Below are 24852 nucleotides of genomic sequence, written 5' to 3'. Positions count from 1 at the left end.
TGGGTCATTCCAGATTGTTACGCCGCGCAAAGTCAAACAGATCCAGTTGCGTTTTACAGCCTAGTTTGTCCATTAACCGACTTTTATAGGTGCTGACAGTTTTGCTACTGATCTTCATCTGGGCGGCAATCTTGATATTTTCAAGCCCTTTGGTCATGTGCTGAAATACCTGGAATTCTTGTGGGGATAATGTCCCTAGCCGTTCCTGGTCATCCATTGATTGCTGAGCATGCTGCGATTCAAAACGCTTTAGTGGAAAATAGCTGTACCCATTCTGTGCGGCTTTAATGGCGGTGACTAACTCTGGTAAATTATTTTTTTTGCTGATAAATCCGTCCGCACCGCTCAGGGCGCTGCGGGGAGAGTAAAACTCTGGGTTTTTGCCAGATATAACGATAATGATGCCAGGGAAGCTTTTTTCACGTAATGCCCTGACGACCTCAATCCCGTTCAGCGTAAGGATATCGACATCAACGACCACGATATCGGGATAATGAAGGTCAACCAGGGCAAGCGCTTCGATACCATCCCCGGTTTCGGCGACAACGCAATGCCCTTCTTTCTCAACCAAAAACTGGATGGCCATGCGAACAATAGGGTGATCATCTACAATGATAACTTTGCTCATAGGTATACCTGGTAAATATTACTGTTAGCCTAATCTTAGCTCTTTTTTTGTTGTTGGGCACTAAGATTTTTAATGATTAAAATATTCTGTAGGCGTAATCCTACGAGCGTATGGTATCTATTCTTATTTCAATATTATATTTTTTTTGATATGGCCGGGTGATGCAAACTGTTAAATAATTACGTTAAGATGCTTTATTAATGCTTTGCTGTAAAATGATCGAATAACATGCTGTGTTTTGCATAAAAATGCTAAGCATAGAAATGGATCACCGTTGATGTCGATGCTTAGCATGGATGTGTAGTTCTATACCTACAACTTATTGATGGTTATTTTGCTGGCAGCCTGTACAGCGTATCTTCAAATGTAGGCAAAGACCCACATACGGATGAGAACTTTTCTTATCCATCCAGTAAGGTATCTCATATACTATGCAACTATAGAACGCTGACAATTTTGTGGGGACAGACTTATTATCAGATTATTGCTATTTGCCGCCGCGGCCATCTCGTTTAACTCGGTTGCTTCTTCCGAACACGCCTGGGATGAGGCTGATAAGGCGATGCGTGTCGCTTGCCTAAAAGCCAGTGGGCTAAAGGATGCCCAGGTCGTTGGCGGTATTATTCATTATGACGACAATGTCGGTTACTCTGCGCTTATGATCGCTGGCCGCTACCCGCAGGCGTTTATGAAGAATAAGCCGGGCAAAGAGTTGTGCCTGTATCAGAGAACGAGCAAAAAAGCGGTGGTACAGGAAGGTTTTGTTGAATAAGTCTCCTCCTTGCCTGAACGAAGGTTCGGAGCAGGGGGGATACGCCCCATTCGCCGAACTTTCTGTCCTGTGATAATTTACTGTTCTATCGTAACCTTGGTGATTCCAACTGTGCTCGCTGTTAAAGTAGCATCAACTTCTGCCATAACTGACGGCGACTAAACCTTTATTGCGGTTTGAAGATTATCCAACCTCCGTTGTATAACCTGCTGTTGAACCATTTTCTGGTGTCCCTGTCGCCTTTCGGCTACAGACGTAGTCCCCTGTGGCTTTGGCTGGGTCGTAAGCAGATATTATCTTTAGTGTCATTGGTTTGTCTCGAGAAAAACCACTTTCTGTACCCCCGATCCCTCTGCTGCCTGATGGGAAGAGCTATCGATTTCCCTGCCAACGGTTAGCGAAGACCTACCGACAGTCGATAGAGGTTGTAGGCGATGCCCTACAGGCTGTAGGTAAGTTGTCTTATTCTTTATTCTACGCAAGCCCTTTAATATGCATCCCGTAGACATTGCTCTGCTGTCTATCTGGATTTTCGCTCCGAGGGAATAGTTAATCGCTACTCTAAGAGCGGTTTTGTGAAAAGTGAAACAGCCTTGTCCAATATAAGGTTTACGTGCTTGATTTAATTAAATCGGATACAGAACGGAAATTCTCTGCCTCGTATTGAAAACATACCTGTGCAGGTTTGTATCAAGCTTTTAAATAGACGAAACCTGGTCACTGTCAATCGTACGGTAAATATATTACGACTGATAGCGGTCTAGCTCTAGCTGTTCAAATTATTGTAAACACCACTAAAGGAAATAAGTAGGATGAAATTGAATAAAATCATGTTAGCTGCTGCTCTGACTTTCTGTGCTGTCAACGTGGCTCAGGCTGCTGGCCAAGGCAGTGGTACCGTGACCTTCACGGGTTCTATTATTGATGCTCCATGCTCAATTAATCCAGAATCTGTTGATCAGACTGTTGGGCTAGGTGAAATTTCTAACGTTGCTCTGGCTAAGGGCGGCAATACTGGTGAATCAGAACCACGTGGCTTCAAAATCAAGCTGGAAAACTGTGACACTGCAACTCTGAAATCAGTCACCACGACCTTCAGCGGTGGTGCATCTGAGTATAATTCTGAGTGGCTGGGTCTTAATGGCACCGCAACTGGTGCAGGTATCATCATTGCTTCACAGAATAATGGCGACCTGAAATTAGGTGTACCTTCAGCAGCTCAGACACTGGTTGATGGAAATAATACTCTGCAGTTCTCTGCACGTCTGAAAGGTGGCGGTACAGATGCCACTATTACGCCGGGTACATTCCAGTCCGTAGCTGACTTTACCCTCGCTTATCAGTAATTGATTCGCAACCAGAATAACTGAAGCGCGGAGGGATACCCTCCGCTTTCATTTGCACAAGTAATATTCAAGGTGTTTGAATGCGAATGAATCGTTCTGTCTTTTTTCTAGTGGCTCCTTCCCTGCTGATTGCCAGCCTGGGTAATATCAACTCGGCAAATGCTGCGCAGGAAGGCTCGGGGCGAGTCAATATGGAAGGGGCCATTATTGATGCAGCCTGTGCGATTGATGTGGGTAGTCGGGACCAAAGCATTGATATGGGCGTGCATCCGGTAAGCCAGGTTAGCCGAGATGGACGACTGCCGCCCCAGCCTTTTTCCATCAAACTGGTCGATTGTCGGCTGGAGAGAGGCGAACCCAATAAACCGGCATGGCAAAAATTTCAGGTTACCTTCTCCGGTAATGCCACTGGGGAGCGATTTAATATGCAGGGAGACGCGCGTGGTATCAATATGCGTATTCTCGATAGCCAGGGAAGCGTAATGATGCCAGGCATTGCCTCATTACCTGCAGATATTATTCCCGGCAGTATGACATTGAATTATACCCTGGATATGGTTGGCAATGGTGAGGTTATGCGCTCCGGAGCTTACCGCTCAACGATACGTTTCAAAATGGATTATTATTAATGCGCTCATCCATAGCATCGTCGAATTTAATTTTTTTTCTCGTACCAGGGGCTCGTTTAAGTCGTATTTTCACCGCCATGCTTCTGGCTATGGGATCTTACGCTTCGGCACAAGACGTTCAATTCAATACGGATGTGCTGGATGTTAAAGACCGGGAAAACATCGATCTGAGTCAGTTTTCTCAGCGCGGCTATATTATGCCTGGTACTTATAATATGACTATTTCTCTGAATGAAAGTCAATTGCCAGAGCAGCCGATCGCATTTTATCCACCGGATAATGATCCAAAGAAGAGTGAAGCCTGTTTAACTCCAGAGTTGATCGACCTGCTGGGGATTAAAGACGAAGTGAAAAAAGATTTAACTACCTGGCATCAGGGCCAGTGTATTGATATCCGCACGCTGAAAGGCGTTGAAATGCGTGGGAGTTTAGGCGAATCCACGCTTCAGTTAAATATTCCACAGGCTTATCTGGAATATAGTTCAGAGGATTGGGATCCGCCTTCACGCTGGGATGACGGTATTCCAGGAATACTGTTGGATTACAGTGTCAATGCGCAAAGCAGCCACCAGCAAGAGAGCGGTGTACGTGGCTATGATGTGAGCGGTAACGGTACAGTGGGCGCGAATATCGGGGCATGGCGCCTGCGTGCCGACTGGCAGGGCCGTACCGATCATCAAACCGGAGACAACGACAGCAGCGTCCGTGAGTGGGACTGGAATCGTTTTTATGCCTATCGTGCGATTCCGCAACTGCGCTCCAAGCTGGTGGTAGGGGAAGATTATCTCAACTCAGATATCTTTGACAGTTTCCGCTTTACCGGGGCCAGTCTGAACTCTGATGACAATATGCTGCCTCCGAACTTGCGCGGCTACGCGCCGGAAGTATCAGGGGTGGCGAAAACCAACGCCAGGGTTACCGTCAGTCAACAAGGACGCGTGTTGTACCAAACCCAGGTTGCTGCGGGGCCATTCCGTATTCAGGATCTGAACAATGCGGTCTCCGGCCTACTTGATATCAGGGTTGAAGAACAAGATGGCAGCGTTCAGACCTTCCAGGTTAATACCGCCAGTATCCCTTATCTGACGCGACCGGGCCAGGTGCGCTTTAAGATGGCGGCAGGCCGAGCCTCCAATATCAATCACGATATGGAAGGGGCAGGTTTTGGTAGCGGGGAATTCTCCTGGGGTATCAGTAACGGCTGGTCGTTATATGGTGGTGGCCTGCTGGGGGGTGACTATAACGCCATGTCGCTGGGGATTGGGCGTGATTTACTGGCCCTGGGGGCCATCTCGTTTGACGTGACACAATCGCGGGCGACATTGCCGGATCAGGGTACCCAGAGTGGTAAATCCTACAAGGTAAACTATTCCAAACGCTTTGAAGAGTATGACAGTCAGGTGACGTTTGCGGGTTATCGTTTCTCGGAAAAAACCTTTATGAGCATGGCGGAATACCTTGAGGCTCGTCAGGGTAACGAATTTGAATCCGCAAACAATAAAGAGATGTACACGGTTTCACTGAACAAGCAATTCACCGAAATCGGGTTGTCAGTGTATTTGAACTATTACCATCAGACCTACTGGAACCGTTCTGAAAGCGATAACTATAATCTGATGTTGTCACGCTACTTTGATATTGGTCGTTTCAAAAATATCAATGGGTCAATCACGGCGTTTCGCAGTGAATATAATGGTACCAATGATGATGGTATGTATCTGTCGTTTTCAATCCCGTGGGGCGACACCTCTACCGTCAGTTATAACAGTACTATTAGCGGGAATAATACGTCACATAATGTCTCGTATTATGACCAGATTAACGATCGAAATAGCTACAACCTGACTGCAGGTGCTTCCCGCCATGGGGCCGAGGGGAGTGCCTTCTACACCCATGATGGTGATATTGCACAGATTAACGCTAATGCCAGCTACCAGAATGGGCGTTACTCTGCGGTGGGTCTGGGTATGACAGGAGGGGCCACGTTAACAGCTGAAGGGGGAGCGCTGCACCGCAGTAATTCCCAAGGCGGCACTCGCCTGCTGCTGGATACCGGTGGAGTCGCTGGCATCCCGGTCAGAGGCTATGGTTCAGCCATCAACAGTAATGCCTTTGGCAAGGTTGTTGTCGCAGATATCAGTAGTTATTACCGGAGCAGCGCCAGCATTGACCTCAATCAACTGGCTGATAATGCGGAAGCCAAACGTTCGGTGGTGCAAGCAACGTTGACAGAAGGGGCTATTGGTTATCGTCAATTCGAGGTCATTGCGGGTGAAAAAGCCATGGCGGTGATTCGCATGGCGGACGGTAGTTATCCACCGTTCGGTGCGACCGTCCTTAACGGTAAGAAGCAGGAAACCGGCATTGTTAATGATGAAGGCAGCGTTTATCTCAGTGGTATTAATGCCGCTGAACGTATGACCGTCCGCTGGAACGGTGCTGAGCAGTGTTCGGTGGTGTTACCACCTGCATTGTCGACGGCAGCACAGTCCGCGCTATTACTGCCGTGTATACCACTTTCGGGTTCAGCCCCATCCATTCAGGCTGCCTCGAGCGTTAATGCCGTCAAAATTTCACGAAATTCAATAGAAACAGGTAAATGAACACAATGAAACTGAATTCACGTATTGCCTTCATCCTGGGAGTGGGTTGTAGCCTGATAGCTTCGTCCTCCTGGGCTGCCATCGCCCTTGACCGGACACGGGTGATTGTCAACGAAACTGACAAGGCCGTCAGCTTGAACATCAGCAATCAAAATAAACAGCTGCCCTATCTGGCGCAGAGCTGGATTGAGGATGCGCAGGGCAACAAAATCACCTCTCCGCTGGTGGTATTACCGCCGGTACAGCGGGTTGAAGCGGGTGAGAAAAGTCAGATAAAAGTTCAGGTGCTTCCGGCAGCAAACTTGCTGGCCCGTGATAGAGAGACACTGTACTACTTCAACTTGCGTGAGATCCCGCCGAAGAGCGATAAACCTAACAGTCTGCAGATTGCGCTGCAAACGCGTATCAAGCTGTTTTATCGCCCGGCCGCTATTGTGCCAAGCCGGCAAGATATGGATAACCCGTGGCAGGAAAAGCTAACCCTGACCCGCCAGGGGGACCGCTACCAGGTGAATAACCCGACGCCTTATTACGTTACGCTGGTCGATGCCAGCAAGACGAAAGGGGCGACCGTCAGTGGTTTTGAACCGCTGATGGTTGCTCCGCTGTCCAGCGGCGAACTGAATATCAGCGCTAGCGCATTGGGAGACAGACCGATATTGACCTATGTCAATGACTATGGTGGTCGTCCGGCGCTGAACTTCAAATGCAGTGGAAGCACCTGTCAGGTCGAACCTGATAACAGCAAAAAATAAACATAACGGCGCGCGTTGTTCGTCGAAACGGATGATGTCCGTCAGGAGTCACAGTCACGCGCGGCCAGGAGGCAGAAATGCAACAGAAAATGCGAGTAATTTCCGGGAAATCTAGCCAACATCAACCCGGCAAGGGTTGGGGCATGCGTTTATCCTCATTGCCCCTCCTGATGACCAGCCTGCTGGCGCTGAGTGGCACGGCAATCGCTGATGCCGGGAGTAACAGCGTTGAGCGTAACTTGTCGACCAGTGAGATGTTTGTTGAAGGGAATGAGGGCGTCTTGCATGTGTATGGTGCGCTGACCGAGAGTGCCTGTCGGTTGGATATGACCTCGGCTAATCAGGTCGTGGAAATGGGCGAAACCGGTACCGGTCGTCTGCAGGAGGTGGGGGCTGAAGGTACCCCGGTGGAAGTGAATTTAATTCTGCGAGACTGCCTGCGATCCTCGTCGTACAACCTGGATAAGCGCCAAGGGAACGTGGTGTGGTCAACAGACCAGCCTTCAATGTCGATCACTTTTATCGCCCCCCAGGATATCTATAACAAGGAGATGATTGGGGTCAAAGGAGCACAGGGGCTGGCGCTACGTCTGAGCGATAACGACCAGCATACGATACCACTTGGACAGCGTAATAAGCCGACACTGCTGACCCCGGGTCATAACGTACTGAATTACTGGCTGACCCCGGTTCGTACCGCCGCGCCGTTGCAGGCAGGTTCTTACACCGCTAACGTGGATTTTAGGTTGAGTTATGACTAGGGAGTGCCGTATGCGCATCATAAATTTCCTAAAGCGGCGTAGGGCTGTTGAATATGTGAGTGGAGGGCTTCTGCCTTGGTTGACCGGGGTGCTTCTCTTGCCAACAGTGGCGTTGGCAAACACCACTGTCAATTTCTCAGTTACGGTGATAGACCCTCCGCCCTGCAAAATTAATAACGGTAACGATGTTAGCGTGGATTTTGGTAGTGAAGTGCTGATCACCCGGGTGAATGGTGAGAATTATAAACAGCAGGTTCCCTACAATCTGACCTGCGAACCGCAACCTTCATCGAATGCACTAAAGATGCAGTTTACCGGTCAGGCGGCTGGCTTTGATTCGGCCTTGGCGACCAGCAACAGCAACTTGGGGATTAAGCTGTTGCAGGGGGATGTCGTGCTGCCGATCAACAGCTGGTTGAACTTCACCTGGCCAGCGGCACCAGAGATCAAGGCGGTACTGGTCAAACGACCAGGAGCGACCTTGTCACCGGGAGCATTCACGGGTGTCGCTACGATGACGGTGCTTTATCAGTGAGGATAGGGTAATGAATATTTTTATTGGCAATACCCTGATGTTGTTGATTGGGGTTAGCCTGATTTCGCCGGTACAGGCCGTGGACGTTAATTTCAAAGGTACGTTACAGGCTCCACCACCTTGCACTATTAACAACGGTAATCTGATTGACGTAGATTTTGGCGAGAAAGTAGCGATTAAAAAGGTCGACGGCAGCAATTATATACAGCAAGTCAATTATACCATTAATTGTGAACCAGGCGTGCCCGGTTGGGCGCTGGGATTGACCTTTAAAGGGTCTGCAACGGCTTTTGATAATGCGGCGGTACAAACCAATAAGCCTGCATTGGGTATTCGTATGTTGCGTAATGGCGAGCCCTTTACCATGAATACCCGGGTTGAGATCGAAAGTGCAACTCCGCCGGTTTTGCAGGTCGTACCGGTAAAAGACCCTGCAAGGGAGCTGACTGACGGTGCCTTTGAAGCAACAGCCACGTTGTTTGCAGATTATCAATAGGAGAAACGATAATGTTGAAATGGCCTGTAGGCATCTGGCTGCTTAGCGGTTATCTGCTACTGGGTGGCGGAATGGCGACGTCTTTTTCCGCCGGGGCAGCGGATAATATGCGGTTACACGGTGCGTTGGTGTATGAAGCCTGCGATATTCAACCCGGGGATGAAAATCAGACTCTCGAACTGGGGATGGTAGCCGACCGATACTTATATCTTAATACCAGTACACCGCCCCGAGCAATTCGCTTTAACCTGATTAACTGCGATACTGGAATTGGTAATATGGTCACCTTGAGTTTTAGCGGTAGGGAAAGCAGTCAATTGCCGGGTTATTTAGCGGTAGATGACAGCAGCGTTGCTGCTGGGATCGCCATCGGTATAGAAACCAATGAAGGGCAACTGATCCCGCTGAATGATACGACAGGAAAAACCTACCCATTGGTTGATGGCTCAAACGTCATTACCATCAAGGGATATCTGCGCGGCGAGCCGGAAGCTCTGGCTAACCACACCATCACCCGTGGCCTATTTAGCGCGGTGACGACGTTTAATTTGGATTATAACTGATAAATTTTTAAGTAGTGTAGACGTTCTCAATACATCTAGGGAAGTTGCACTGCATAAAATATCGAGGTTGATGTGAGAAAAGTTCTCATCAGTATGGCGTTGCTGTTCCTTTCTTTCGAAGGATATGCGGCAGCATGTCGCGTAAATAATGGTTCTTGGTTTGGTGTATCGGGAACAACGAGTACAAGAGTAACAATAACACCTTCTTACCCTCTAAATAGGTTGGAATTAAGTGGTTTCGCATTAGATTGTATGTTTAGCAATGCGGGGAATCCGAAGCCTGGTGAGGAAGATTACCACTATGCAACTTCTCCTGGAGTGAGTTTTCTTGGTAAGCTTAGGGGGCAATCTGGGGGGCTTGTTATAAGAGGAACCGCGTATTCAGCACCGATCGCCGGAAATATATTTATCGCGTCGTTGCCAAGTTCAGGTGTGCCTGTGAGATTTAATATATATCCTTATATCAATTTAAGCACTAATCCTGAAGAGCCAATACATATTTCCCCAGGGGATACCCTCGCCGACATGCGTATTTTCCAAAGTAATAATTTTAATAACGAGACTAATAGTTACACCCTAAGACTAATTGCGAACAACAGTTTCATCCTTGATCCATCCAATTGCAAAATTAATGCAGGGCAACTGCTGGATGTTAACTTTGGCACGGTTGCTGGCAGAGAGGTGGATGAATCCATCCCGGGCCAGAAAAACCGCGTGACCAAACGCCTTAGTTATAGCTGCCCAGCATCTGGCTTAACTTTGCCGATCACGGTGAGCTTACGTGGCACTGCTGCCGGGTTTAATTCCCAGGTATTGGCGATGAGCAATGCAAATTTAGGCGTCGTGATGGAAAGGGGCGGGGAAGTCGTGCCATTAGGTTCCTCGTTTACCACTTCTTTGACCAACAGCACTGGCGGGGATGATGTGACCTTCTCTCTGGTCAGAAAACCCGGTTCAGTCCCCGTAACCGGTGCCAGCAGCGGCTCCGGCGTGCTGGTTATAGGGGTGCCTTAAAAGTATCTCCTGGGCTGATGCTGACAATCGCTGAGCATGAACCTGTAACCTTCCTGCCACAGTATTACAGGCGTTGTCAGGTAATCCTGTTCCTTCAGACTCTGGCGTTTAGCGGTGGTGAGTTTTCATCACCGTTGAATGCGAGTTACCAATATCGGTATGTAGTCCATTACCTACAAGTTAGTGATGAATATTCTTATGTTAATAATATTCACTTTCCTTATCATTAACGGGCGGAGATGGAAAAACACTGTACCTAAACGGGTTAAATGTCTTATGCAATCTGTGGGTTGACTGCACTGATCCGAAGACTACTCCATTACCAGAGGGGATTAAGATGATCTACATTTGTTCCGATAATATTTACCTGCAAAAAGGGGTAGAGGAATTACTCTATCCTCTGGGTATTAAACCGATGTCGCTTGATATGTATAATCAGCAGGCGCTGAGTATCGCTAGAACCAGAAACATCCTGTTAATTGATACTACCATCCCCAGCACCGTATTGCTCAACACCGTATATGATAATCTGGACGTGATTTTCTTACATAGCACTCCGCATGATAACGTTTCTTTATATCCTTTTAGTACTTACTTCTACACCTTACATATCGGGACGTCATTAGAGAGGTTTCGCATGGCGATAGTTAACATCCTAAGTGGCAAGCCACGAGAGGTCATGGCTAAAAAGAAGGACAGAAAGCTGACGAGCAGAGAGGAGTACGTGTTCCGTGAATCGCTGAAAGGCATTTCAGCGCAGGAATTATCCGCGGCCTGCGGCATTGAAGCCAAGTCGGTCTATACTCACAGAAAAAATGCCTGCCGAAAATTAGGTGTTAATAAGATCACAGATGTGCTGCCTTTTCAGAAATTTTTAGTCAAGTAAAGACAAAATCATACCTCGAGCCTATCAGTCAGTCTGCCCTTGAAACATCCCTACTCTCTGAGCCATCAAATCTATTGTTGTCTGAGGGGCACTCACATCATGTTGTTGGTATATTCCCACTCTCTGTGACCGCTAGGTCGGTCCTTTGGGGTTGCGGGTATTCGCGGAGTGCGGCCTGTTATCTCTGCGTCTGTAATCCTTGCCCTACAGGCATTGGGTGGGCTGTCTTATGTTATGCTCAAGGTGGCTATATTATTCTATTTTCCATGGAGAGTATCTCCTGATGCTTGTTGTGACTTTACTCTGCGATTCCTTCCTTGGGGCGTTGCAGAGTTTTTTTTGCTATCAATCCTACTTCACTTTTGCTAACGAATTGTCTCGTAGTGTGAGTTTTGCCAGATACTGCACCGGTGCTTAATGGATAGAGTTATTTAATTAGGGTTGTATGGCAATGTGACCTGCCCCTTTGCATCCAAACCGAAATGGAATCATCAAAAAATAGGCCCTTGCCCTGTTGTACAGTGATAGGGGCCATTACGTACAGGACTGCGATGATGGTATTTTTATAGGCGGTTTTTATTTTCTAGCGAATAATGATCTTTTTCGTGATAAGGAAAAATGTTTATAAAAACTATAAATGCTGATTGTAAACAATAGTGCGCTGAAGATGAGGTAAAACAAAATATTAACTCTCCTGGTAAGGAAACTCGGTGTGTTAATTGAGACATTGAATTCTAAATAAGTTTTAATAATTGCCTGTCATGACTTCATTCAAATTTTTCATCCCCATTTTGCGCAATGCAATCATTTTATATCGACTGACCGCAGACGTGGAAATCCCCATGGCAGCAGCTATTCTTTTGGGATGAACCCCGCTCAGTAGCGCACGTAACACCACGTGATCCAATTTTTTCTGCTCAAGATAACGCGTAGGGGAAAAAGAGTTTTCTTGCAAGGCGTATACTGCACTATGAAGGGCGAGCTTTAGTAAATACAACGAGGTAAATTTATCGACTATCGTATTCACACCGGCCAAACGGGCAAGATCTTGCAACTTACGAGACGAGTAACTCGCCAGTAGAATGGTTTTTTGTTGATAGCCATAGGGTAATGAGAACAGGGTGGACATTCCCTTGCCCCTGTTCCCTAGCTCCATGATCAATAAGTCAACGGGATGCTTGAGTAGCACTTCCTTTAGTTCAAGTTGATTAGGTGTTATGTAATTGACCTGCCAATGAGGGTAGTCAGCGCATAGGGCTTTGATTCCAGCAATGGTATAAGCGCAATGCGCGATAACTAAAAGAGTTTTAGGTTCTTTTTTTTGCCTGGACTCTAATGAGGTTGTACCGTCGATCACTGCCCACTCCTTTAACCATTGAATGGTAAATCTCAGTACGCATTATTTAAAATGCTTTACTTTATACCTGAATTTATGCTGCGGCATTCCGTCTGGTTAAATATTATGATAGTTAATGTTGGGTTTATTTAAAATAAGAATAGTCATCAGGAGATTGTAGGCCACGGCTGACATGGCGGTTGTGTCTTTTTAAATTAAATAGGGGGGTTGCCGTGTGAAAATAGTTATATTATAACGGACTCGTTACGGATAATGGCCCAGGTATATCTATGGCTAACGTTATCATCGTTGATAGTCATTCTATTGTGCGGCTGGCAATTCGCTTCATAGTTGAAAAAGAAGAACATGCTGTGATTGCCGAAACTGGGGGGGGATAGAAGCCCTATCCTTGGTTGAACGCTATCAGCCGGATATTCTGATGGTTGATATCGATATTCTCTCACTCGATGGGATAGAGGTCGTTAAATCCTAGCGTGAAAAAAGTTATCCTGGCATCTATTCAGTCCGTTGCCCAAACGAACGGTGCCGCTGAGTATTTACCGTGGTCTGCGTCGGTCAGTTCACCTTTATCATACTGTCTAACAGTATGATAAAGGTGAAGGCGATACGTTGAGCTTGTTCTTTTTAATCAGCGAAAATAGAATATCGTCGATTAATGCCACCAGAGCATCTTCCATTTATTTATGTTGGCGAGTTATTTGGATTTATTACCAAGCACCAGTAATAAGTTGATGGTCATGCAACTGATAAAATATTTATGATGATGTCAAATTTTATAAATAAAGGTATCAGCATAGGAATGCTTGCATACAGCGAAAATAGCCTGAATCAGATTTTTGTTATCTTGCCAAAATGTGTTACACCAGTGTTTCGGTTGTCTGATGCATTGCATGGCGAGAACTGGGAAGCTGCGCCCTTTAGAGCGAGGATCAGTCACCGCTGGTAAAATGACCCATGTGGATCCAGAGTCATTCAGGAGCGGGAAACCTACCGCTATCAGCATAAGGAAGAAAAGCATGACATCTCCATTCTCGGCACTGATCATCGGTGCATCACGCGGAATAGGTTTAGGCATTGTCAGACAGCTATCCATGCAGGGCTGGCAGGTAGTTGCAACCTGTCGCGGCGCGGTCCCTGCCGATAGCCCGGCTGACACGCAATGGCTGAAATTAGATATCAATCATCATGATGAAAGGATTGCCCTGAAAGAACGGCTGCTGTCACAACAATTCGATCTTATCTTTATCAACGCGGGTGTTTACGGGCCAGCCCATCAGGACGTTACCCAGGCGAATGATGATGAGATCGTTGAACTGTTTATGACCAATACCTTTTCCCCGGTTCGCTGTGCGGCAGCGTTAATACCGCTGGTGAAACCGCAAACCGGCGTGATGGCGTTGATGACATCGGAGTTGGGCAGTCTAAATGAGAACGAAGCGGCGACCTATCCGCTGTACGCCGCCAGCAAGGCTGCTCTGAATATGTTAACGCGCGGATTGCGTGATACCGCTGCCCTGCAGGAGGTGACTTTACTGTCGGTGCATCCGGGCTGGGTACAAACGGATATGGGCGGAACCAATGCCACGCTGACTGTCGAACAAAGCTGCTCTGGGATTGTGAGCCAGGTTCTGGCTTGGCGCGGCAAAGGAGGGCACCACTTTATTGACTATGCAGGCAACGTGTTACGTTGGTAAAACGCTTTGTGCTGCAGATTTTGCTTTATGGGAAGCCCGGACCATCCGGGCTTCTATGACTTAATACATCACCATGAGCAATGAAATCAAACTATCCCCCCTTTGGGGAGGGGAAAGTGGTTCTCGTTGGCAACGCTATCCTTACTTACTTCAACTCAGGCCAGTAGTCCTTGTTCGCCTCAATCAAGTCATCAAGTATTGCTTTGGCAACCGATGCGCTCGGCACGGTTTTGGATAGCGTAATGGCTTGCCACAGTTTCTGATAAGAACGCTGTTCCCAGGCATCGACCACCAGTTTTTCTACCGCCACCTGCTGGCTCATCAGCCCTTTCTGGAATTGCGGAATATTGCCAACCACCAGCGGTTGCGGGCCACTTTTGCCAACCAGGCAGGGGATCTCGACCATGGCTTCCGGATCGAAGTTATTAATAGCGCCGTTGTTTGGCACAATCAACAGCATGCGCTCCTGGGTGTTGAAGGCGATGGCGGTTGCCAGATCGACGATGTAGGAGGCATGCTCATCGATTTCCAACTCGCCTGCCGAGGATTTACCCGCCTGGATAATGGCATTGCAGGAGCCGAAAACGTGCTTCTCGCGGTGATCCATGACCTCGTTAGCGCGGGTACGCTCTGGGTTGGAATGCTCTACTACGTAGTCTGGGAACAGATAGTATTTCAGGTAAGTATTGGGGAAGGTTTCTGGATCCAACGCCCAGACATCTTTCGCTTTGGCGAAGGTGTCATTCCAGCTAGCCTCCGTACCATGTTCATCTGATGGCGGAACGTAGCCAAATTTAGCCACGTATTCACGGATTTTAGGCATCAAGTCGTTGCCCTGTAGATCCTCAATAGACGTCCACCAGCCGAAGTGGTTCAGCCCGTAGTAACGCACGCGCATCTCTTTGCGGTCTTTCAGGCCAGCAATTTGCGCCATACGGCTTTCAATGCCGATGGGCATATCGCAGATATTGAGGATTTTCGCCGTAGGGCGCAGACGACGGGTTGCTTCTGCCACAATCGCCGCCGGGTTGGAATAGTTCAGCATCCAGGCGTTTGGCGAGTATTGTTCCATGTAGTCGGCAATTTCCAGCACGCCACCGATGGAGCGCATGCCGTAAGCAATTCCACCTGGACCGCAGGTTTCCTGGCCAAGCACGCCGTGGCGCAGAGGGATTTTTTCGTCTTTTTCACGCATCGGGTATTTGCCCACGCGGATGTGTGCCATCACGAAATCCACATCGGTAAATGCCTCTTTGGGGTCCGTGGTGTAGCTGAATTCAATGTCTGGTGCCTGTTCTTTCAGGATGATTTTGCACGCCTCGGCAATGGTTTCCTGGCGCGCACCATCGTTATCATAGAATTTCAAGGCGCGCAGCGGGAAACGGTGCTGGTTTGCCAGTAACATCAGTACGATACCTGGAGTGAAGGTGCTACCACCGCCAGCTACAACTACAGAGAATTTATTCATGATACTGCCTCCGTCATGGATTTAAGTTCGCTCGAAGAAGCGTCTTTCATCAGGTTTTCGATCTGGTCGCGGACCTGCGGGACGTTCAGCCCCACAATTACCTGTATACCGTTGCCGCGTCGCACCACACCGTGGGCACCCAGCGCTTTAAAAATGTCGTCGCTTTGCGTCAGCGACATATCCACCAGGGCAATACGCAGGCGGGTCGCACAGTTGTTAACGCTCAGGATGTTGCTTGCTCCGCCAAGTGCTTCGAGAAAACCGGCAGCCTGGCCTTGTTTGGTTTCTTTCGCTGCCGCAGCTGTTGTTTGCTGGCGGGATGCTTGATAATCCGCCTTGCTGTAGAGCTTGATTTCGGCCTCTTCCCGGCCCGGTGTTTTCAGGTTGAAGCGCAGGATCAGCAAGCGGAACACCACGAAGTAGAGGCCAGTGAAGACGAGGCCGATGCCAATCTGGATGAACATCATTGACGCATGGTTGTGGAACATCGGGATCCAGTTTTGCGGCAGGAACTGGTCAAGCAGACCGCCGCCCATGTTGCCTACTACCCCGCACATATACATGACCGTCGCCATGGTCGCGGCCAGAAATGCGTGGACGACAAACAGTACCGGCGAGATAAACAGGAAAGTAAATTCCAGTGGCTCGGTAATGCCGACCAGCATCGCCGTTAACGTGGCAGGGATCAGCAGGCCTGCCACCTTCACTCGATTTTCAGGTGCCGTGGTGGCGTAGAGCGCTAACGCAATCCCCAGACAGCCAAACACCTTCGAGTTACCGTGCAGCGCAAAGCCGCCTTCTGGGAACAGCGTTTTCAGCGGCAGCGTACTCTGACTGAACTCCTGCAAATGCTGCGCCCAGTAAACCTGAATGCCTCCTTCCACGACTGCCGGACCATAGACAAATGGGCCGTAGATGAAGTGATGAAGCCCTGTCGGGATCAGGATGCGCTCAAGGAAGGTGTAAACCCACACGCCGAGCGAGCCAGCGCTGCGCAGGAATTCCTGCAGTGATTCAATCCCCATCTGTACTTTTGGCCAGCCGAACAGGGTTAGCCACGCGCAAGGGATCATGACGAAGAAGGCAACAATGACCACGAATGAGCTGCCTTGGAAAATACCGAGGAAAACGGGAAGTTGTTTATCGAAATAGCGGTTATGGATAGCGGTGACCAATCCGGAAATCACAATCGCACCGATAATACTGGTATCGAGCGTTTTGATGCCGGCAATCATCGTGAGCCCGGTTCCCGCCACCGGGTCGACGTTAAAATCAACGCCAAAGTACTGGCCCCAGGTCATTCCCATTGCGTTAATGAAGTAGTTCCAGGTCATGAAACTGACTAGCACAGCCAGGCAGGCGCGGCCCTGAGCCTGTTTTGCCAGGCCAATCGGTAAACCCACGGCGAAAATCAGTGGCATATTACGAAATACCGTCCAGCCGCCTTCTTCAATAATGTGGACGATTTGCGCAAATAAGTTATCGGGTGCAGTGAGCGCTTCGCCGACAAACATCGGGTTACGCAGCATAATGGCGATACCGACCACAATCCCGGCAAACGGGAATAGCAGGACCGGGGTAAACATTGCGCCACCAAAACGTTGTATTTGACTGAGCATGTTAAATCCTCATGTAACAACCTGTAGGGGAAGTGACCTTATTCTTTAACGCGGGTCTGAGAAGCAGAGTAGGGAGTACGTGAGGGGTTATCTTTGTCCGTCGCACCGATTCGTGATCGCATTCATGGTTTTTGTTTGCACCAAGTTGTCTACTTTTCGTCATAAAACTGTACACGACGATTTCGCTTGGAATTTTCACTTGATGAGGTTGTTTGCAACTTCAATAAAAACAGCCTATTAATTTATAGGGTGTGGATTATTTAAGCGCAGCGCGGAACTCCAGAGAGGTCTATCAGTGATCTACAAATCCATAGCCGACAGACTACGCATTCGGCTCAATTCCGCCGATTATCATATTGGCAGCCCATTGCCTGCGGAGGTTCGCTTGGCAGAAGAGTTTGGCGTCTCCCGCATGACCATTCGCAAAGCGATAGATCTGCTGGTGGGGTGGGGATTGGTGGAGCGCCGCCACGGTAGCGGCACGTATGTCGCGAAGAAAGATGTGCATCATGAAACCACCAACCTGACCGGATTTATTGAGGTGATGCGCAATCAGGGTAAGGAGGTGGTAAGCGACGTGCTGGAGTTTACTATTATGCCCGCGCCACCCGCTATCGCCAGCCAGCTGCGCATCAAGATTGATGAACGGATCTACTACTCGCGCCGGGTTCGTTCGGTCGACGGCAAGCCACTGATGGTAGAAGACAGCTATATGCCAGCGAAGCTCTATCGCAATTTGTCCGTTGCCCACCTGGAGGGGTCAAAATTCAGCTATATCGAAGATGAATGCCACATTATCGTGCGCGGCAATTATGAGAGCCTCACGCCTGTGCTGGCCGATAAAAAGATGGCGAAGCTGCTGAATGTCGATGAACAGACACCTATTTTGCGCATCACCTCGCTGTCATACAGCGACAGCGGCGATTTCGTGAATTACTCGGTGATGTTCAGAAATGCCAGCGAGTACCAGGTGGATTACCATTTACGGCGGGAGCATGTGAAAGTATAGGGAATAGGGCGAACTGCTGAGACACCGTTGAAAAGCAAAAAGCCCGCTTAGTTTCCTAAGCGGGCTTCTCTAAATATGGCTCCTCTGACTGGACTCGAACCAGTGACATACGGATTAACAGTCCGCCGTTCTACCGACTGAACTACAGAGGAATCGTGTGAACGAGGCGAATAATAGCGAGGCGTATTGGGTTTGTCAAAGCACTAAAGTGAGGGAAAAGTGCGTTTGCTGCCAGATTGAGCATATTGGCTCGTTTTTCGGCACTTTGCTTTGGTTAACAATGCGTAAAATGCGGAACCATGAGGAAAAGATCAGCGCGTTCAACATGCAGCTTAACGACCATGACAGAATGCTAAGTAGCACCGTCATAAAGCGATCCCACAAAAACACTACTCACCGAATATAAATTAATCAGGAAGGGTCTTGATGCCATCTGAATGGGCCATTAGCGAAAACCCAAAATATCTGCTTATCTTTTACCAAACTGTGATCGAGATTGTTTTTTTATTTTTCATCTGCCAGATGCTTGGTTTTTCCAGAAAAGTTGATTTAAATCAAAATGGTAAGTCGTTCTAATTGGCGATAAGTGATTTTTTTTAAGATTTTTCTATGTTACTCTGGCGGGCATTCTATGCTGATAGCAGTAATGAGGCCCTCGCAGATCTTGTCAATGCTTGCTTTATTACTCTATGCTACGCCAAGCCATTTTTATAGCGGTAAACCACGCCGTTCCTTTGTTTCCCGGAGTTTTTTAGTAATGAAAAAAACAATCGCCATAGCTGCATTGTGTGTGTTGCTGGCAGGGTGTCAGACTGCGAAAAACAAACCTGCAACCGCCGCCGGTGTTCCAGCGCCAGCCCCAGTCACGCCGAGTGCTACCGTTACACAGCCAGCTCAGCCGATGGCTTCTGTGGGTACCGATGACATCATGTATCCCTGCATGAAAGAGCTGAATGCTCTGCAACAGGTTAGCCCGCGGTTGTATCAAACCCGCAGCGTGGAATTGAACGATATCGTGGCGCAGGCCAAGCTTTACATGCGTATCCGTGACAACGTCAGCACCGAAATCCATCAAATCATGGATGCCGCCTATCAGTTTCGCATTGCCAAAACCTGTAACCGTATCAGCACCGACCTGACCAATGCCTTGATCGAGCGTGTGACTGGCGCCTAACGCGCATACCCCGTATTCAGATGTTCCGGGAATACATGGTGTTGTACCAAAAACGCTCTCTTAGGGAGCGTTTTTGTTTTCTGCTCATACGAAATGCACTCCAGTTGCACCAGCAAGGTGCGCCAGCAAATTCTCCGCGTTCTTTTCTATCGCTCGTTGCCCGCTAAAACCAGTGAGCCTCCTCATTTTTACGGCTGAGAGCGCCAGCAAATCGGCTCTATTTTTGTATGCGCCGTCACAATGGCTAGATTTTTGCTTGGATAAACGCGGGTAAATCGGTTGCGCTCTCGCGCAAATTATTTTCCCCGACTACACATAAAGTGACTGCTCCATGTCATTTACCCGTCATCCTGCAACTGCCGCCGTTATTGGCCGCAATCTGCAATCTGCCGGGTCTACGATCTTTCGCTAAAACAGTGCTGAGGAATGCAAAATGTCATTGAGATTGCTAAAAACCCCGCTTGCTGCTCTGCTTATTGGTTGTTTTAGTACGGCTTTTTCTGCACATGCCGATATCGTGATTGGCGTTGCCGGGCCATTCTCCGGCCCAAATGCCACCTATGGGGATCAATACTGGCGTGGGGCCTCGCAGGCTGCCGCAGACATCAATGCGGCCGGGGGAATTAAAGGGGAAAAAATCAAGCTGGTGCAAGGCGATGATGCTTGTGAACCTAAGCAGGCCGTCTCGGTAGCTAACCGCTTGGTCGATCAGGATCACGTCGCTGCGGTGGTGGGGCACTTCTGCTCGTCTTCCACCATGCCCGCTTCGGAGGTCTATGACGAGGCTGGGATCATTGCTATCACACCCGGTTCCACCAACCCGCAAATCACCGAACGTGGCATGAATAACATGTTCCGCATGTGTGGCCGCGACGATCAGCAAGGGGTTATCGCCACCAATTACATGCTGGATACCCTGAAGGCGAAGAAGATTGCCGTCATCCATGATAAGGACACCTATGGCCAGGGGTTGGCAGATGCCGCCAAGGCAGAAATGAACAAACGTGGCGTGAAGGAAGTGATGTATGAAGGGCTGTCGCGCGGTGAGAAAGACTTTAACGCCCTGGTGACCAAAATCGCTTCGGTTAATCCAGACGTAGTGTACTTCGGCGGCTGCCACCCAGAAGCAGGTCCGCTGGTGCGCCAAATGCGTGAGCAAGGGGTAAAAGCCAAATTCTTCTCCGGCGACTGTATTGTTACCGAGGAGCTGGTAACGGCGGCCGGTGGGCCACAGTACACCACTGGCGTGCTGATGACCTTCGGTAACGATCCGCGTCAGATCCCTGAAGGGAAGGCGGTGATTGCCAAGTTCCGCGAGAGTGGGTTTGAGCCAGAAGGTTACACGCTGTACTCCTACGCCTCGATCCAGGCCATCGCTGCAGCGTTCAATGCCACCGGCGGTAAAGACAGTGCCAAAGCCAGCGAGTGGCTGAAATCTCACGATGTGGATACCGTGATGGGGAAAAAAGCCTGGGATAAAAAAGGTGACCTGAAGGTATCAGACTACGTGGTCTACCAATGGGATGACAAAGGCAAATATCACCAGCTCTGATGTAAAGATCAACGGATCCGAGCCTGTGGCGGATCCGTTCCTTAACCTCCTTTGGGCCGCGTGGTGCTGAACTTGCGGCCCGCCCATCAGGTGAGATTGCTTATTATGGACGTATTCTTCCTGCAACAGCTGATTAACGGCCTGACCCTTGGCGCGGTGTATGGCCTGATCGCCATCGGCTACACCATGGTGTACGGCATTATTGGCATGATCAACTTCGCCCACGGCGAGGTGTATATGATTTCTGCCTATCTGTGTGCGATTGGCCTGGCGCTGCTCTCTTTCTTTGGTCTGCACTCTTTCCCGCTGTTGATCCTGGGCACCCTGGTTTTCACCATCGTGGTTACCGGCGTTTATGGCTGGGTGATTGAGCGTATTGCTTATAAACCGCTGCGTAACTCCACGCGTCTGGCTCCGCTGATTTCTGCCATTGGTATGTCGCTGATTTTACAGAACTACGCGCAAATTAGTCAGGGGCCGCGCCAGCAGGGGATCCCCACGCTGCTGGACGGCGTTTTTCGGCTCAATTTTGATGGCGGAGTGATCCAGATTACCTATACCAAGGTATTTATTCTGGTCGCTGCACTATTGGGTATGGCGGTGCTTACCTACGTGATCCAACGCACGCGCCTGGGGCGTATCTGCCGGGCTACCCAACAGGATCGCAAGATGGCATCGATACTCGGCATCAATACCGATCGGGTGATCTCGCTGGTGTTCGTGATTGGCGCGGCGATGGCCGGGCTGGCCGGGGTGCTGGTCACCATGAACTACGGCACCTTCGATTTTTACGTGGGCTTTATTATCGGCGTCAAAGCCTTCACCGCAGCGGTGCTGGGGGGCATTGGCTCATTGCCCGGCGCGATGCTCGGAGGCTTGCTGCTTGGGGTGGCAGAGGCCCAGTTCGCCGGCATGGTGAACTCGGATTACAAGGATGTGTTTTCATTCGGTCTGCTGGTGGTGATCCTGATTTTCCGCCCTCAGGGCCTGCTGGGGCGGCCAATGGTCGCTAAGGTGTGAGGGAAACTATGTCTCAATCCACAGTTCATCAAGGGCTGAGTATTAAACGCAGCCTGTTGGATGCCGTTCTCGCGGGCCTGATCGCGCTGATTGTGTTTGGCCCGATAGTCGGTATTGTGCTGGACGGCTACAGTTTCAACTTTGAGCCACACCGCCTGGTGGTGATTATCGCGGTAGTGATGGTGGGGCGGCTGTTACTCAGCTTGTTTTTGCAAACGCCGTTGGGGCGCAGGGTGTCGGCGCGTTTTGAAGGGGGCAATGACGGCGTCTATGTTCGTCCAGTCGGAGCCAGGACTAGCCTGCGTTGGATCCTGCCGTTACTGGTGGTGTTGGCATTGCTGTTCCCGTTTATGGCGACCAAATACCTGCTGACCGTGGCGATCCTCGGCCTGATTTATGTGTTGTTAGGGCTAGGATTGAACATTGTGGTGGGGCTGGCCGGGTTGCTCGATCTGGGTTACGTGGCGTTTTATGCCATTGGTGCCTACGGCCTAGCACTGGGTTATCAGTATCTTGGTCTGGGCTTTTGGGCGATGTTGCCGCTGGGGGCGTTGATGGCGGCGCTGGCTGGGGCGTTGCTGGGGTTCCCTGTGCTGCGTATGCACGGTGACTATCTGGCGATTGTGACGCTGGGTTTTGGTGAAATCATTCGCCTAGTGCTGAATAACTGGGTGTCGTTGACCGGCGGGCCAAACGGCGTTTCGGTTCCTGCTCCGACCCTGTTCGGCCTGGAATTTGGCCGTCGGGCCAAGGAAGGGGGAGTACCGATCCACGAGTTTCTTGGTATTACCTACAACCCCAACCTGAAGTTTATCTTTATCTACGCCGTATTGTGTCTGGTGGTGTTGCTGGTGTTGTTCGTCAAACATCGGCTGACGAGGATGCCGATAGGGCGGGCGTGGGAAGCGTTACGGGAGGATGAAATTGCTTGCCGTTCGCTCGGGCTTAATCATGTGCTGGTCAAACTCTCGGCGTTTATGATGGGAGCTTCCACCGCGGGTATCGCCGGGGTGTTCTTTGCTACCTATCAAGGGTTCGTCAATCCAACGTCGTTTACCTTCTTTGAATCGGCGCTGATCCTGGCGATCGTGGTGCTGGGGGGAATGGGATCGACTTTCGGCGTCGTGCTGGCTGCCTTTGTGCTGACGGTGGCCCCGGAACTGCTGCGCAGCTTTGCCGAATATCGAGTGTTGCTGTTTGGCGTACTGATGGTGTTGATGATGATCTGGCGGCCACGCGGCCTGGTGCGTATCAGCCGTAGCAGCTTTACGCCACGCAAGGGGGTAGCACCATGAGCGATGCCATTTTGCGCGTTGAACATTTGATGATGCACTTCGGCGGCATCAAAGCGCTGAACGATGTGAACCTGGAAGTAGAGCGTGGGTCGATCACCGCGTTGATCGGCCCGAACGGCGCGGGGAAAACTACAGTATTTAACTGCCTGACGGGTTTTTACCGTGCCAGCGGCGGAGCGATCCTGCTCAATACTCACAAACGGCCCATTGATGTGATCCGTATCCTCGGGCAGAAATTCCGTGCAGGGGATTGGATTAACCCCGCGCAGCTGGGGTCGCGCCTGTACTACAAAATGTTTGGTGGCACACATCTGGTGAACCGTGCCGGATTGGCCCGCACCTTCCAGAATATCCGCCTGTTCCGTGAGATGTCGGTGGTGGAGAACCTGTTGGTGGCGCAACACCGTTTGAGTAACCGTAACCTGATTGCTGGCGTGCTCAATACGCCTGCCTATCGCCGGGCAGAAAATGAAGCACTGGACCGCGCATTTTACTGGCTGGAGGTGGTCGAGTTGGTGGACTGTGCCAACCAGCTGGCGGGGGAGATGTCCTACGGCCAGCAGCGGCGGCTGGAGATCGCCCGCGCGATGTGCACCACCCCGGAAATGATCTGCCTGGACGAACCCGCCGCCGGGTTGAACCCGGTGGAAACCGCCACCCTGAGCCGGATCATCCGCTTTTTGCGCCAGCATCATGATATTACGGTGCTGCTGATCGAACATGATATGGGCATGGTGATGGAGATTTCCGACCGGGTGATCGTACTGGATCACGGCAATGTGATCGCCGAGGGGACGCCGCAGGAGATCCAACACAATGACAGCGTGATCGCCGCCTATCTGGGCGCAGACGAAGAGGAGCTGGCGGGATGAGCGAGGTGATGCTGGAATTTCGCGAGGTAGATGTTCATTACGGCCCGATCCAGGCGCTGCAACAGGTGTCATTGCAGGTCAGGCAAGGGGAAACCGTAGCGTTGATCGGGGCCAACGGGGCGGGGAAATCCACCTTGCTGATGTCAATCTTTGGCCAACCCCGCATCAGCGGTGGGCAGATCCTGTTTCAGGGGACAGATATCAGCCAGCGGTCGACGCATTTTGTGGCCAGTAGCGGCATCGCGCAGGCCCCAGAAGGGCGGCGGATTTTCCCCGACATGAGCGTAGAGGAAAATCTGCTGATGGGCACCATCACCCTTGGTAACCGCTATGCCGCTGAAGATATGCAACGTATGTATGAGCTGTTTCCGCGCCTGAAAGAGCGGCGTAACCAGCGGGCGATGACCATGTCCGGCGGTGAGCAGCAAATGTTGGCGATAGCCCGTGCGCTGATGAGCCGGCCAAAGTTGCTGTTGCTGGATGAGCCTAGCCTGGGGCTGGCACCGATCATCGTCAAACAGATCTTCAGCATTCTGCGCGAACTGGCCAACGGTGGCATGACAATTTTCCTGGTGGAGCAAAACGCCAATCATGCGCTGAAGCTGTCCGATCGGGGCTATGTCATGGTCAATGGGCAAATCCGCCTGAGCGGCAGCGGTGCCGAACTGCTGAGCAATCAGGAGGTGAGGAAGGCTTATCTGGGAGGCGCATAAAGGTAACCGCCCCGATGAGGGGCGCATTGAACATCCTCGATCGTAGGGGCGTCACAAATGGCGCTCCTACTGTTGAAAAAAACAGCGCCAC

23 protein-coding genes and 1 tRNA gene are annotated in these 24852 nt (G+C 50.1%); 19 read left to right on the top strand and 5 right to left on the bottom strand.

Going from position 1 to position 24852, the window contains the following annotated elements; translation table 11 throughout:
- Positions 1 to 4: 4 nt before the first annotated feature.
- Positions 5 to 628: a response regulator gene (locus KGP17_RS17250; protein WP_223498032.1), complete on the bottom strand. Its 624-nt coding sequence runs from the start codon at positions 626 to 628 to the stop codon at positions 5 to 7.
- Positions 629 to 1103: 475 nt separating this feature from the next.
- Between KGP17_RS17250 and KGP17_RS17245 the strand changes: the two genes are divergently transcribed.
- From KGP17_RS17245 to KGP17_RS17195, 11 genes are all read left to right on the top strand, one after another.
- Positions 1104 to 1400 carry a hypothetical protein gene (locus KGP17_RS17245; RefSeq protein ID WP_371822208.1) on the top strand — a complete coding sequence of 99 codons (297 nt, stop codon included), beginning with the start codon at positions 1104 to 1106 and terminating at the stop codon, positions 1398 to 1400.
- Positions 1401 to 2212: 812 nt separating this feature from the next.
- Entirely contained in the window at positions 2213 to 2746 is a 534-nt protein-coding gene (locus KGP17_RS17240; protein ID WP_059201193.1) for a fimbrial protein, read from the top strand.
- A gap of 86 nt (positions 2747 to 2832) precedes the next feature.
- Positions 2833 to 3375 carry a fimbrial protein gene (locus KGP17_RS17235; RefSeq protein ID WP_059201192.1) on the top strand — a complete coding sequence of 181 codons (543 nt, stop codon included), beginning with the start codon at positions 2833 to 2835 and terminating at the stop codon, positions 3373 to 3375.
- Positions 3375 to 5978 carry an outer membrane usher protein gene (locus KGP17_RS17230; protein ID WP_371822040.1) on the top strand — a complete coding sequence of 868 codons (2604 nt, stop codon included), beginning with the start codon at positions 3375 to 3377 and terminating at the stop codon, positions 5976 to 5978. Before KGP17_RS17235 ends, KGP17_RS17230 begins: the two co-directional genes overlap by 1 nt.
- Before the next feature lie 5 nt (positions 5979 to 5983).
- Complete coding sequence (locus tag KGP17_RS17225; RefSeq protein ID WP_059201190.1) at positions 5984 to 6733, top strand: fimbria/pilus periplasmic chaperone; 750 nt, start codon at positions 5984 to 5986, stop codon at positions 6731 to 6733.
- A gap of 77 nt (positions 6734 to 6810) precedes the next feature.
- Positions 6811 to 7494, top strand: a complete 684-nt coding sequence (locus KGP17_RS17220) for a fimbrial protein (protein ID WP_059201189.1) — start codon at positions 6811 to 6813, stop codon at positions 7492 to 7494.
- Positions 7487 to 8029 carry a fimbrial protein gene (locus tag KGP17_RS17215; RefSeq protein ID WP_371822039.1) on the top strand — a complete coding sequence of 181 codons (543 nt, stop codon included), beginning with the start codon at positions 7487 to 7489 and terminating at the stop codon, positions 8027 to 8029. The genes KGP17_RS17220 and KGP17_RS17215 overlap by 8 nt, the downstream gene beginning before the upstream one ends.
- Positions 8030 to 8039: 10 nt before the next feature.
- Positions 8040 to 8525 (top strand): fimbrial protein, encoded by a 486-nt coding sequence (locus tag KGP17_RS17210; protein WP_223498029.1) that lies wholly within the window; start codon positions 8040 to 8042, stop codon positions 8523 to 8525.
- Positions 8526 to 8536: 11 nt separating this feature from the next.
- The gene (locus KGP17_RS17205) at positions 8537 to 9088 is read left to right on the top strand and encodes a fimbrial protein (RefSeq protein WP_223498028.1); all 552 of its coding nucleotides are present in this window, start codon (positions 8537 to 8539) and stop codon (positions 9086 to 9088) included.
- A gap of 72 nt (positions 9089 to 9160) precedes the next feature.
- Positions 9161 to 10102 (top strand): fimbrial protein, encoded by a 942-nt coding sequence (locus KGP17_RS17200; RefSeq protein ID WP_071926149.1) that lies wholly within the window; start codon positions 9161 to 9163, stop codon positions 10100 to 10102.
- Positions 10103 to 10439: 337 nt separating this feature from the next.
- A complete protein-coding gene (locus tag KGP17_RS17195) occupies positions 10440 to 10988 on the top strand; it encodes a LuxR C-terminal-related transcriptional regulator (protein WP_059201185.1) in 549 nt (182 codons plus the stop codon).
- 745 nt (positions 10989 to 11733) lie between these two features.
- Here KGP17_RS17195 and KGP17_RS17190 read toward each other — a convergent pair.
- Positions 11734 to 12345, bottom strand: coding sequence for a LuxR C-terminal-related transcriptional regulator (locus KGP17_RS17190; protein WP_223498027.1), 612 nt, complete (start codon positions 12343 to 12345; stop codon positions 11734 to 11736).
- Positions 12346 to 13361: 1016 nt separating this feature from the next.
- Between KGP17_RS17190 and KGP17_RS17185 the strand changes: the two genes are divergently transcribed.
- Positions 13362 to 14039 carry an SDR family oxidoreductase gene (locus tag KGP17_RS17185; RefSeq protein WP_115158137.1) on the top strand — a complete coding sequence of 226 codons (678 nt, stop codon included), beginning with the start codon at positions 13362 to 13364 and terminating at the stop codon, positions 14037 to 14039.
- A gap of 145 nt (positions 14040 to 14184) precedes the next feature.
- On the opposite strand, the gene KGP17_RS17180 is transcribed toward KGP17_RS17185, so the two are convergent.
- Positions 14185 to 15507: a 6-phospho-alpha-glucosidase gene (locus KGP17_RS17180; protein ID WP_021805818.1), complete on the bottom strand. Its 1323-nt coding sequence runs from the start codon at positions 15505 to 15507 to the stop codon at positions 14185 to 14187.
- Positions 15504 to 17126, bottom strand: coding sequence for an alpha-glucoside-specific PTS transporter subunit IIBC (locus KGP17_RS17175; protein ID WP_223498026.1), 1623 nt, complete (start codon positions 17124 to 17126; stop codon positions 15504 to 15506). Before KGP17_RS17175 ends, KGP17_RS17180 begins: the two co-directional genes overlap by 4 nt.
- Before the next feature lie 295 nt (positions 17127 to 17421).
- Between KGP17_RS17175 and KGP17_RS17170 the strand changes: the two genes are divergently transcribed.
- Entirely contained in the window at positions 17422 to 18135 is a 714-nt protein-coding gene (locus KGP17_RS17170; RefSeq protein ID WP_021805816.1) for a GntR family transcriptional regulator, read from the top strand.
- Positions 18136 to 18211: 76 nt separating this feature from the next.
- Here the strand turns inward: KGP17_RS17170 and KGP17_RS17165 are convergent.
- Positions 18212 to 18287: transfer RNA gene (locus tag KGP17_RS17165), tRNA-Asn, on the bottom strand.
- A gap of 605 nt (positions 18288 to 18892) precedes the next feature.
- Between KGP17_RS17165 and KGP17_RS17160 the strand changes: the two genes are divergently transcribed.
- From KGP17_RS17160 to KGP17_RS17135, 6 genes are all read left to right on the top strand, one after another.
- Positions 18893 to 19309 (top strand): hypothetical protein, encoded by a 417-nt coding sequence (locus tag KGP17_RS17160; RefSeq protein WP_021180266.1) that lies wholly within the window; start codon positions 18893 to 18895, stop codon positions 19307 to 19309.
- 433 nt (positions 19310 to 19742) lie between these two features.
- On the top strand, positions 19743 to 20861 hold the full coding sequence (locus KGP17_RS17155) for a branched-chain amino acid ABC transporter substrate-binding protein (RefSeq protein ID WP_024485159.1): 1119 nt from the start codon (positions 19743 to 19745) through the stop codon (positions 20859 to 20861).
- A 105-nt stretch (positions 20862 to 20966) separates the two neighbouring features.
- A complete protein-coding gene (locus KGP17_RS17150) occupies positions 20967 to 21881 on the top strand; it encodes a branched-chain amino acid ABC transporter permease (RefSeq protein WP_021180268.1) in 915 nt (304 codons plus the stop codon).
- 8 nt (positions 21882 to 21889) lie between these two features.
- Positions 21890 to 23176, top strand: a complete 1287-nt coding sequence (livM, locus tag KGP17_RS17145; RefSeq protein WP_218519156.1) for a high-affinity branched-chain amino acid ABC transporter permease LivM — start codon at positions 21890 to 21892, stop codon at positions 23174 to 23176.
- Positions 23173 to 24048: an ABC transporter ATP-binding protein gene (locus tag KGP17_RS17140; RefSeq protein ID WP_223498025.1), complete on the top strand. Its 876-nt coding sequence runs from the start codon at positions 23173 to 23175 to the stop codon at positions 24046 to 24048. Before livM ends, KGP17_RS17140 begins: the two co-directional genes overlap by 4 nt.
- Complete coding sequence (locus KGP17_RS17135) at positions 24045 to 24761, top strand: ABC transporter ATP-binding protein (protein WP_021805811.1); 717 nt, start codon at positions 24045 to 24047, stop codon at positions 24759 to 24761. Before KGP17_RS17140 ends, KGP17_RS17135 begins: the two co-directional genes overlap by 4 nt.
- The last annotated feature ends 91 nt before the right edge of the window (positions 24762 to 24852 follow it).

Source organism: Serratia sp. JSRIV001, from assembly GCF_019968745.1.
In the GTDB taxonomy this organism is placed as follows: domain Bacteria; phylum Pseudomonadota; class Gammaproteobacteria; order Enterobacterales; family Enterobacteriaceae; genus Chania; species Chania fonticola_B.
This window is presented reverse-complemented; position numbering and strand designations above follow the sequence as displayed.

Excerpts from the sequence above, each read along its gene's own strand:
- KGP17_RS17240 (WP_059201193.1), top strand. The coding sequence starts at position 2,213 with ATGAAATTGAATAAAATCATGTTAGCTGCTGCTCTGACTTTCTGTGCT.
- KGP17_RS17215 (WP_371822039.1), top strand. The coding sequence starts at position 7,487 with ATGACTAGGGAGTGCCGTATGCGCATCATAAATTTCCTAAAGCGGCGT.
- KGP17_RS17195 (WP_059201185.1), top strand. The coding sequence starts at position 10,440 with ATGATCTACATTTGTTCCGATAATATTTACCTGCAAAAAGGGGTAGAG.
- KGP17_RS17210 (WP_223498029.1), top strand. The coding sequence starts at position 8,040 with ATGAATATTTTTATTGGCAATACCCTGATGTTGTTGATTGGGGTTAGC.
- livM (WP_218519156.1), top strand. The coding sequence starts at position 21,890 with ATGTCTCAATCCACAGTTCATCAAGGGCTGAGTATTAAACGCAGCCTG.
- KGP17_RS17150 (WP_021180268.1), top strand. The coding sequence starts at position 20,967 with ATGGACGTATTCTTCCTGCAACAGCTGATTAACGGCCTGACCCTTGGC.
- KGP17_RS17155 (WP_024485159.1), top strand. The coding sequence starts at position 19,743 with ATGTCATTGAGATTGCTAAAAACCCCGCTTGCTGCTCTGCTTATTGGT.
- KGP17_RS17205 (WP_223498028.1), top strand. The coding sequence starts at position 8,537 with ATGTTGAAATGGCCTGTAGGCATCTGGCTGCTTAGCGGTTATCTGCTA.
- KGP17_RS17135 (WP_021805811.1), top strand. The coding sequence starts at position 24,045 with ATGAGCGAGGTGATGCTGGAATTTCGCGAGGTAGATGTTCATTACGGC.
- KGP17_RS17180 (WP_021805818.1), bottom strand. The coding sequence starts at position 15,507 with ATGAATAAATTCTCTGTAGTTGTAGCTGGCGGTGGTAGCACCTTCACT.
- KGP17_RS17220 (WP_059201189.1), top strand. The coding sequence starts at position 6,811 with ATGCAACAGAAAATGCGAGTAATTTCCGGGAAATCTAGCCAACATCAA.
- KGP17_RS17230 (WP_371822040.1), top strand. The coding sequence starts at position 3,375 with ATGCGCTCATCCATAGCATCGTCGAATTTAATTTTTTTTCTCGTACCA.
- KGP17_RS17225 (WP_059201190.1), top strand. The coding sequence starts at position 5,984 with ATGAAACTGAATTCACGTATTGCCTTCATCCTGGGAGTGGGTTGTAGC.
- KGP17_RS17160 (WP_021180266.1), top strand. The coding sequence starts at position 18,893 with ATGAAAAAAACAATCGCCATAGCTGCATTGTGTGTGTTGCTGGCAGGG.
- KGP17_RS17185 (WP_115158137.1), top strand. The coding sequence starts at position 13,362 with ATGACATCTCCATTCTCGGCACTGATCATCGGTGCATCACGCGGAATA.
- KGP17_RS17175 (WP_223498026.1), bottom strand. The coding sequence starts at position 17,126 with ATGCTCAGTCAAATACAACGTTTTGGTGGCGCAATGTTTACCCCGGTC.
- KGP17_RS17235 (WP_059201192.1), top strand. The coding sequence starts at position 2,833 with ATGAATCGTTCTGTCTTTTTTCTAGTGGCTCCTTCCCTGCTGATTGCC.
- KGP17_RS17250 (WP_223498032.1), bottom strand. The coding sequence starts at position 628 with ATGAGCAAAGTTATCATTGTAGATGATCACCCTATTGTTCGCATGGCC.
- KGP17_RS17140 (WP_223498025.1), top strand. The coding sequence starts at position 23,173 with ATGAGCGATGCCATTTTGCGCGTTGAACATTTGATGATGCACTTCGGC.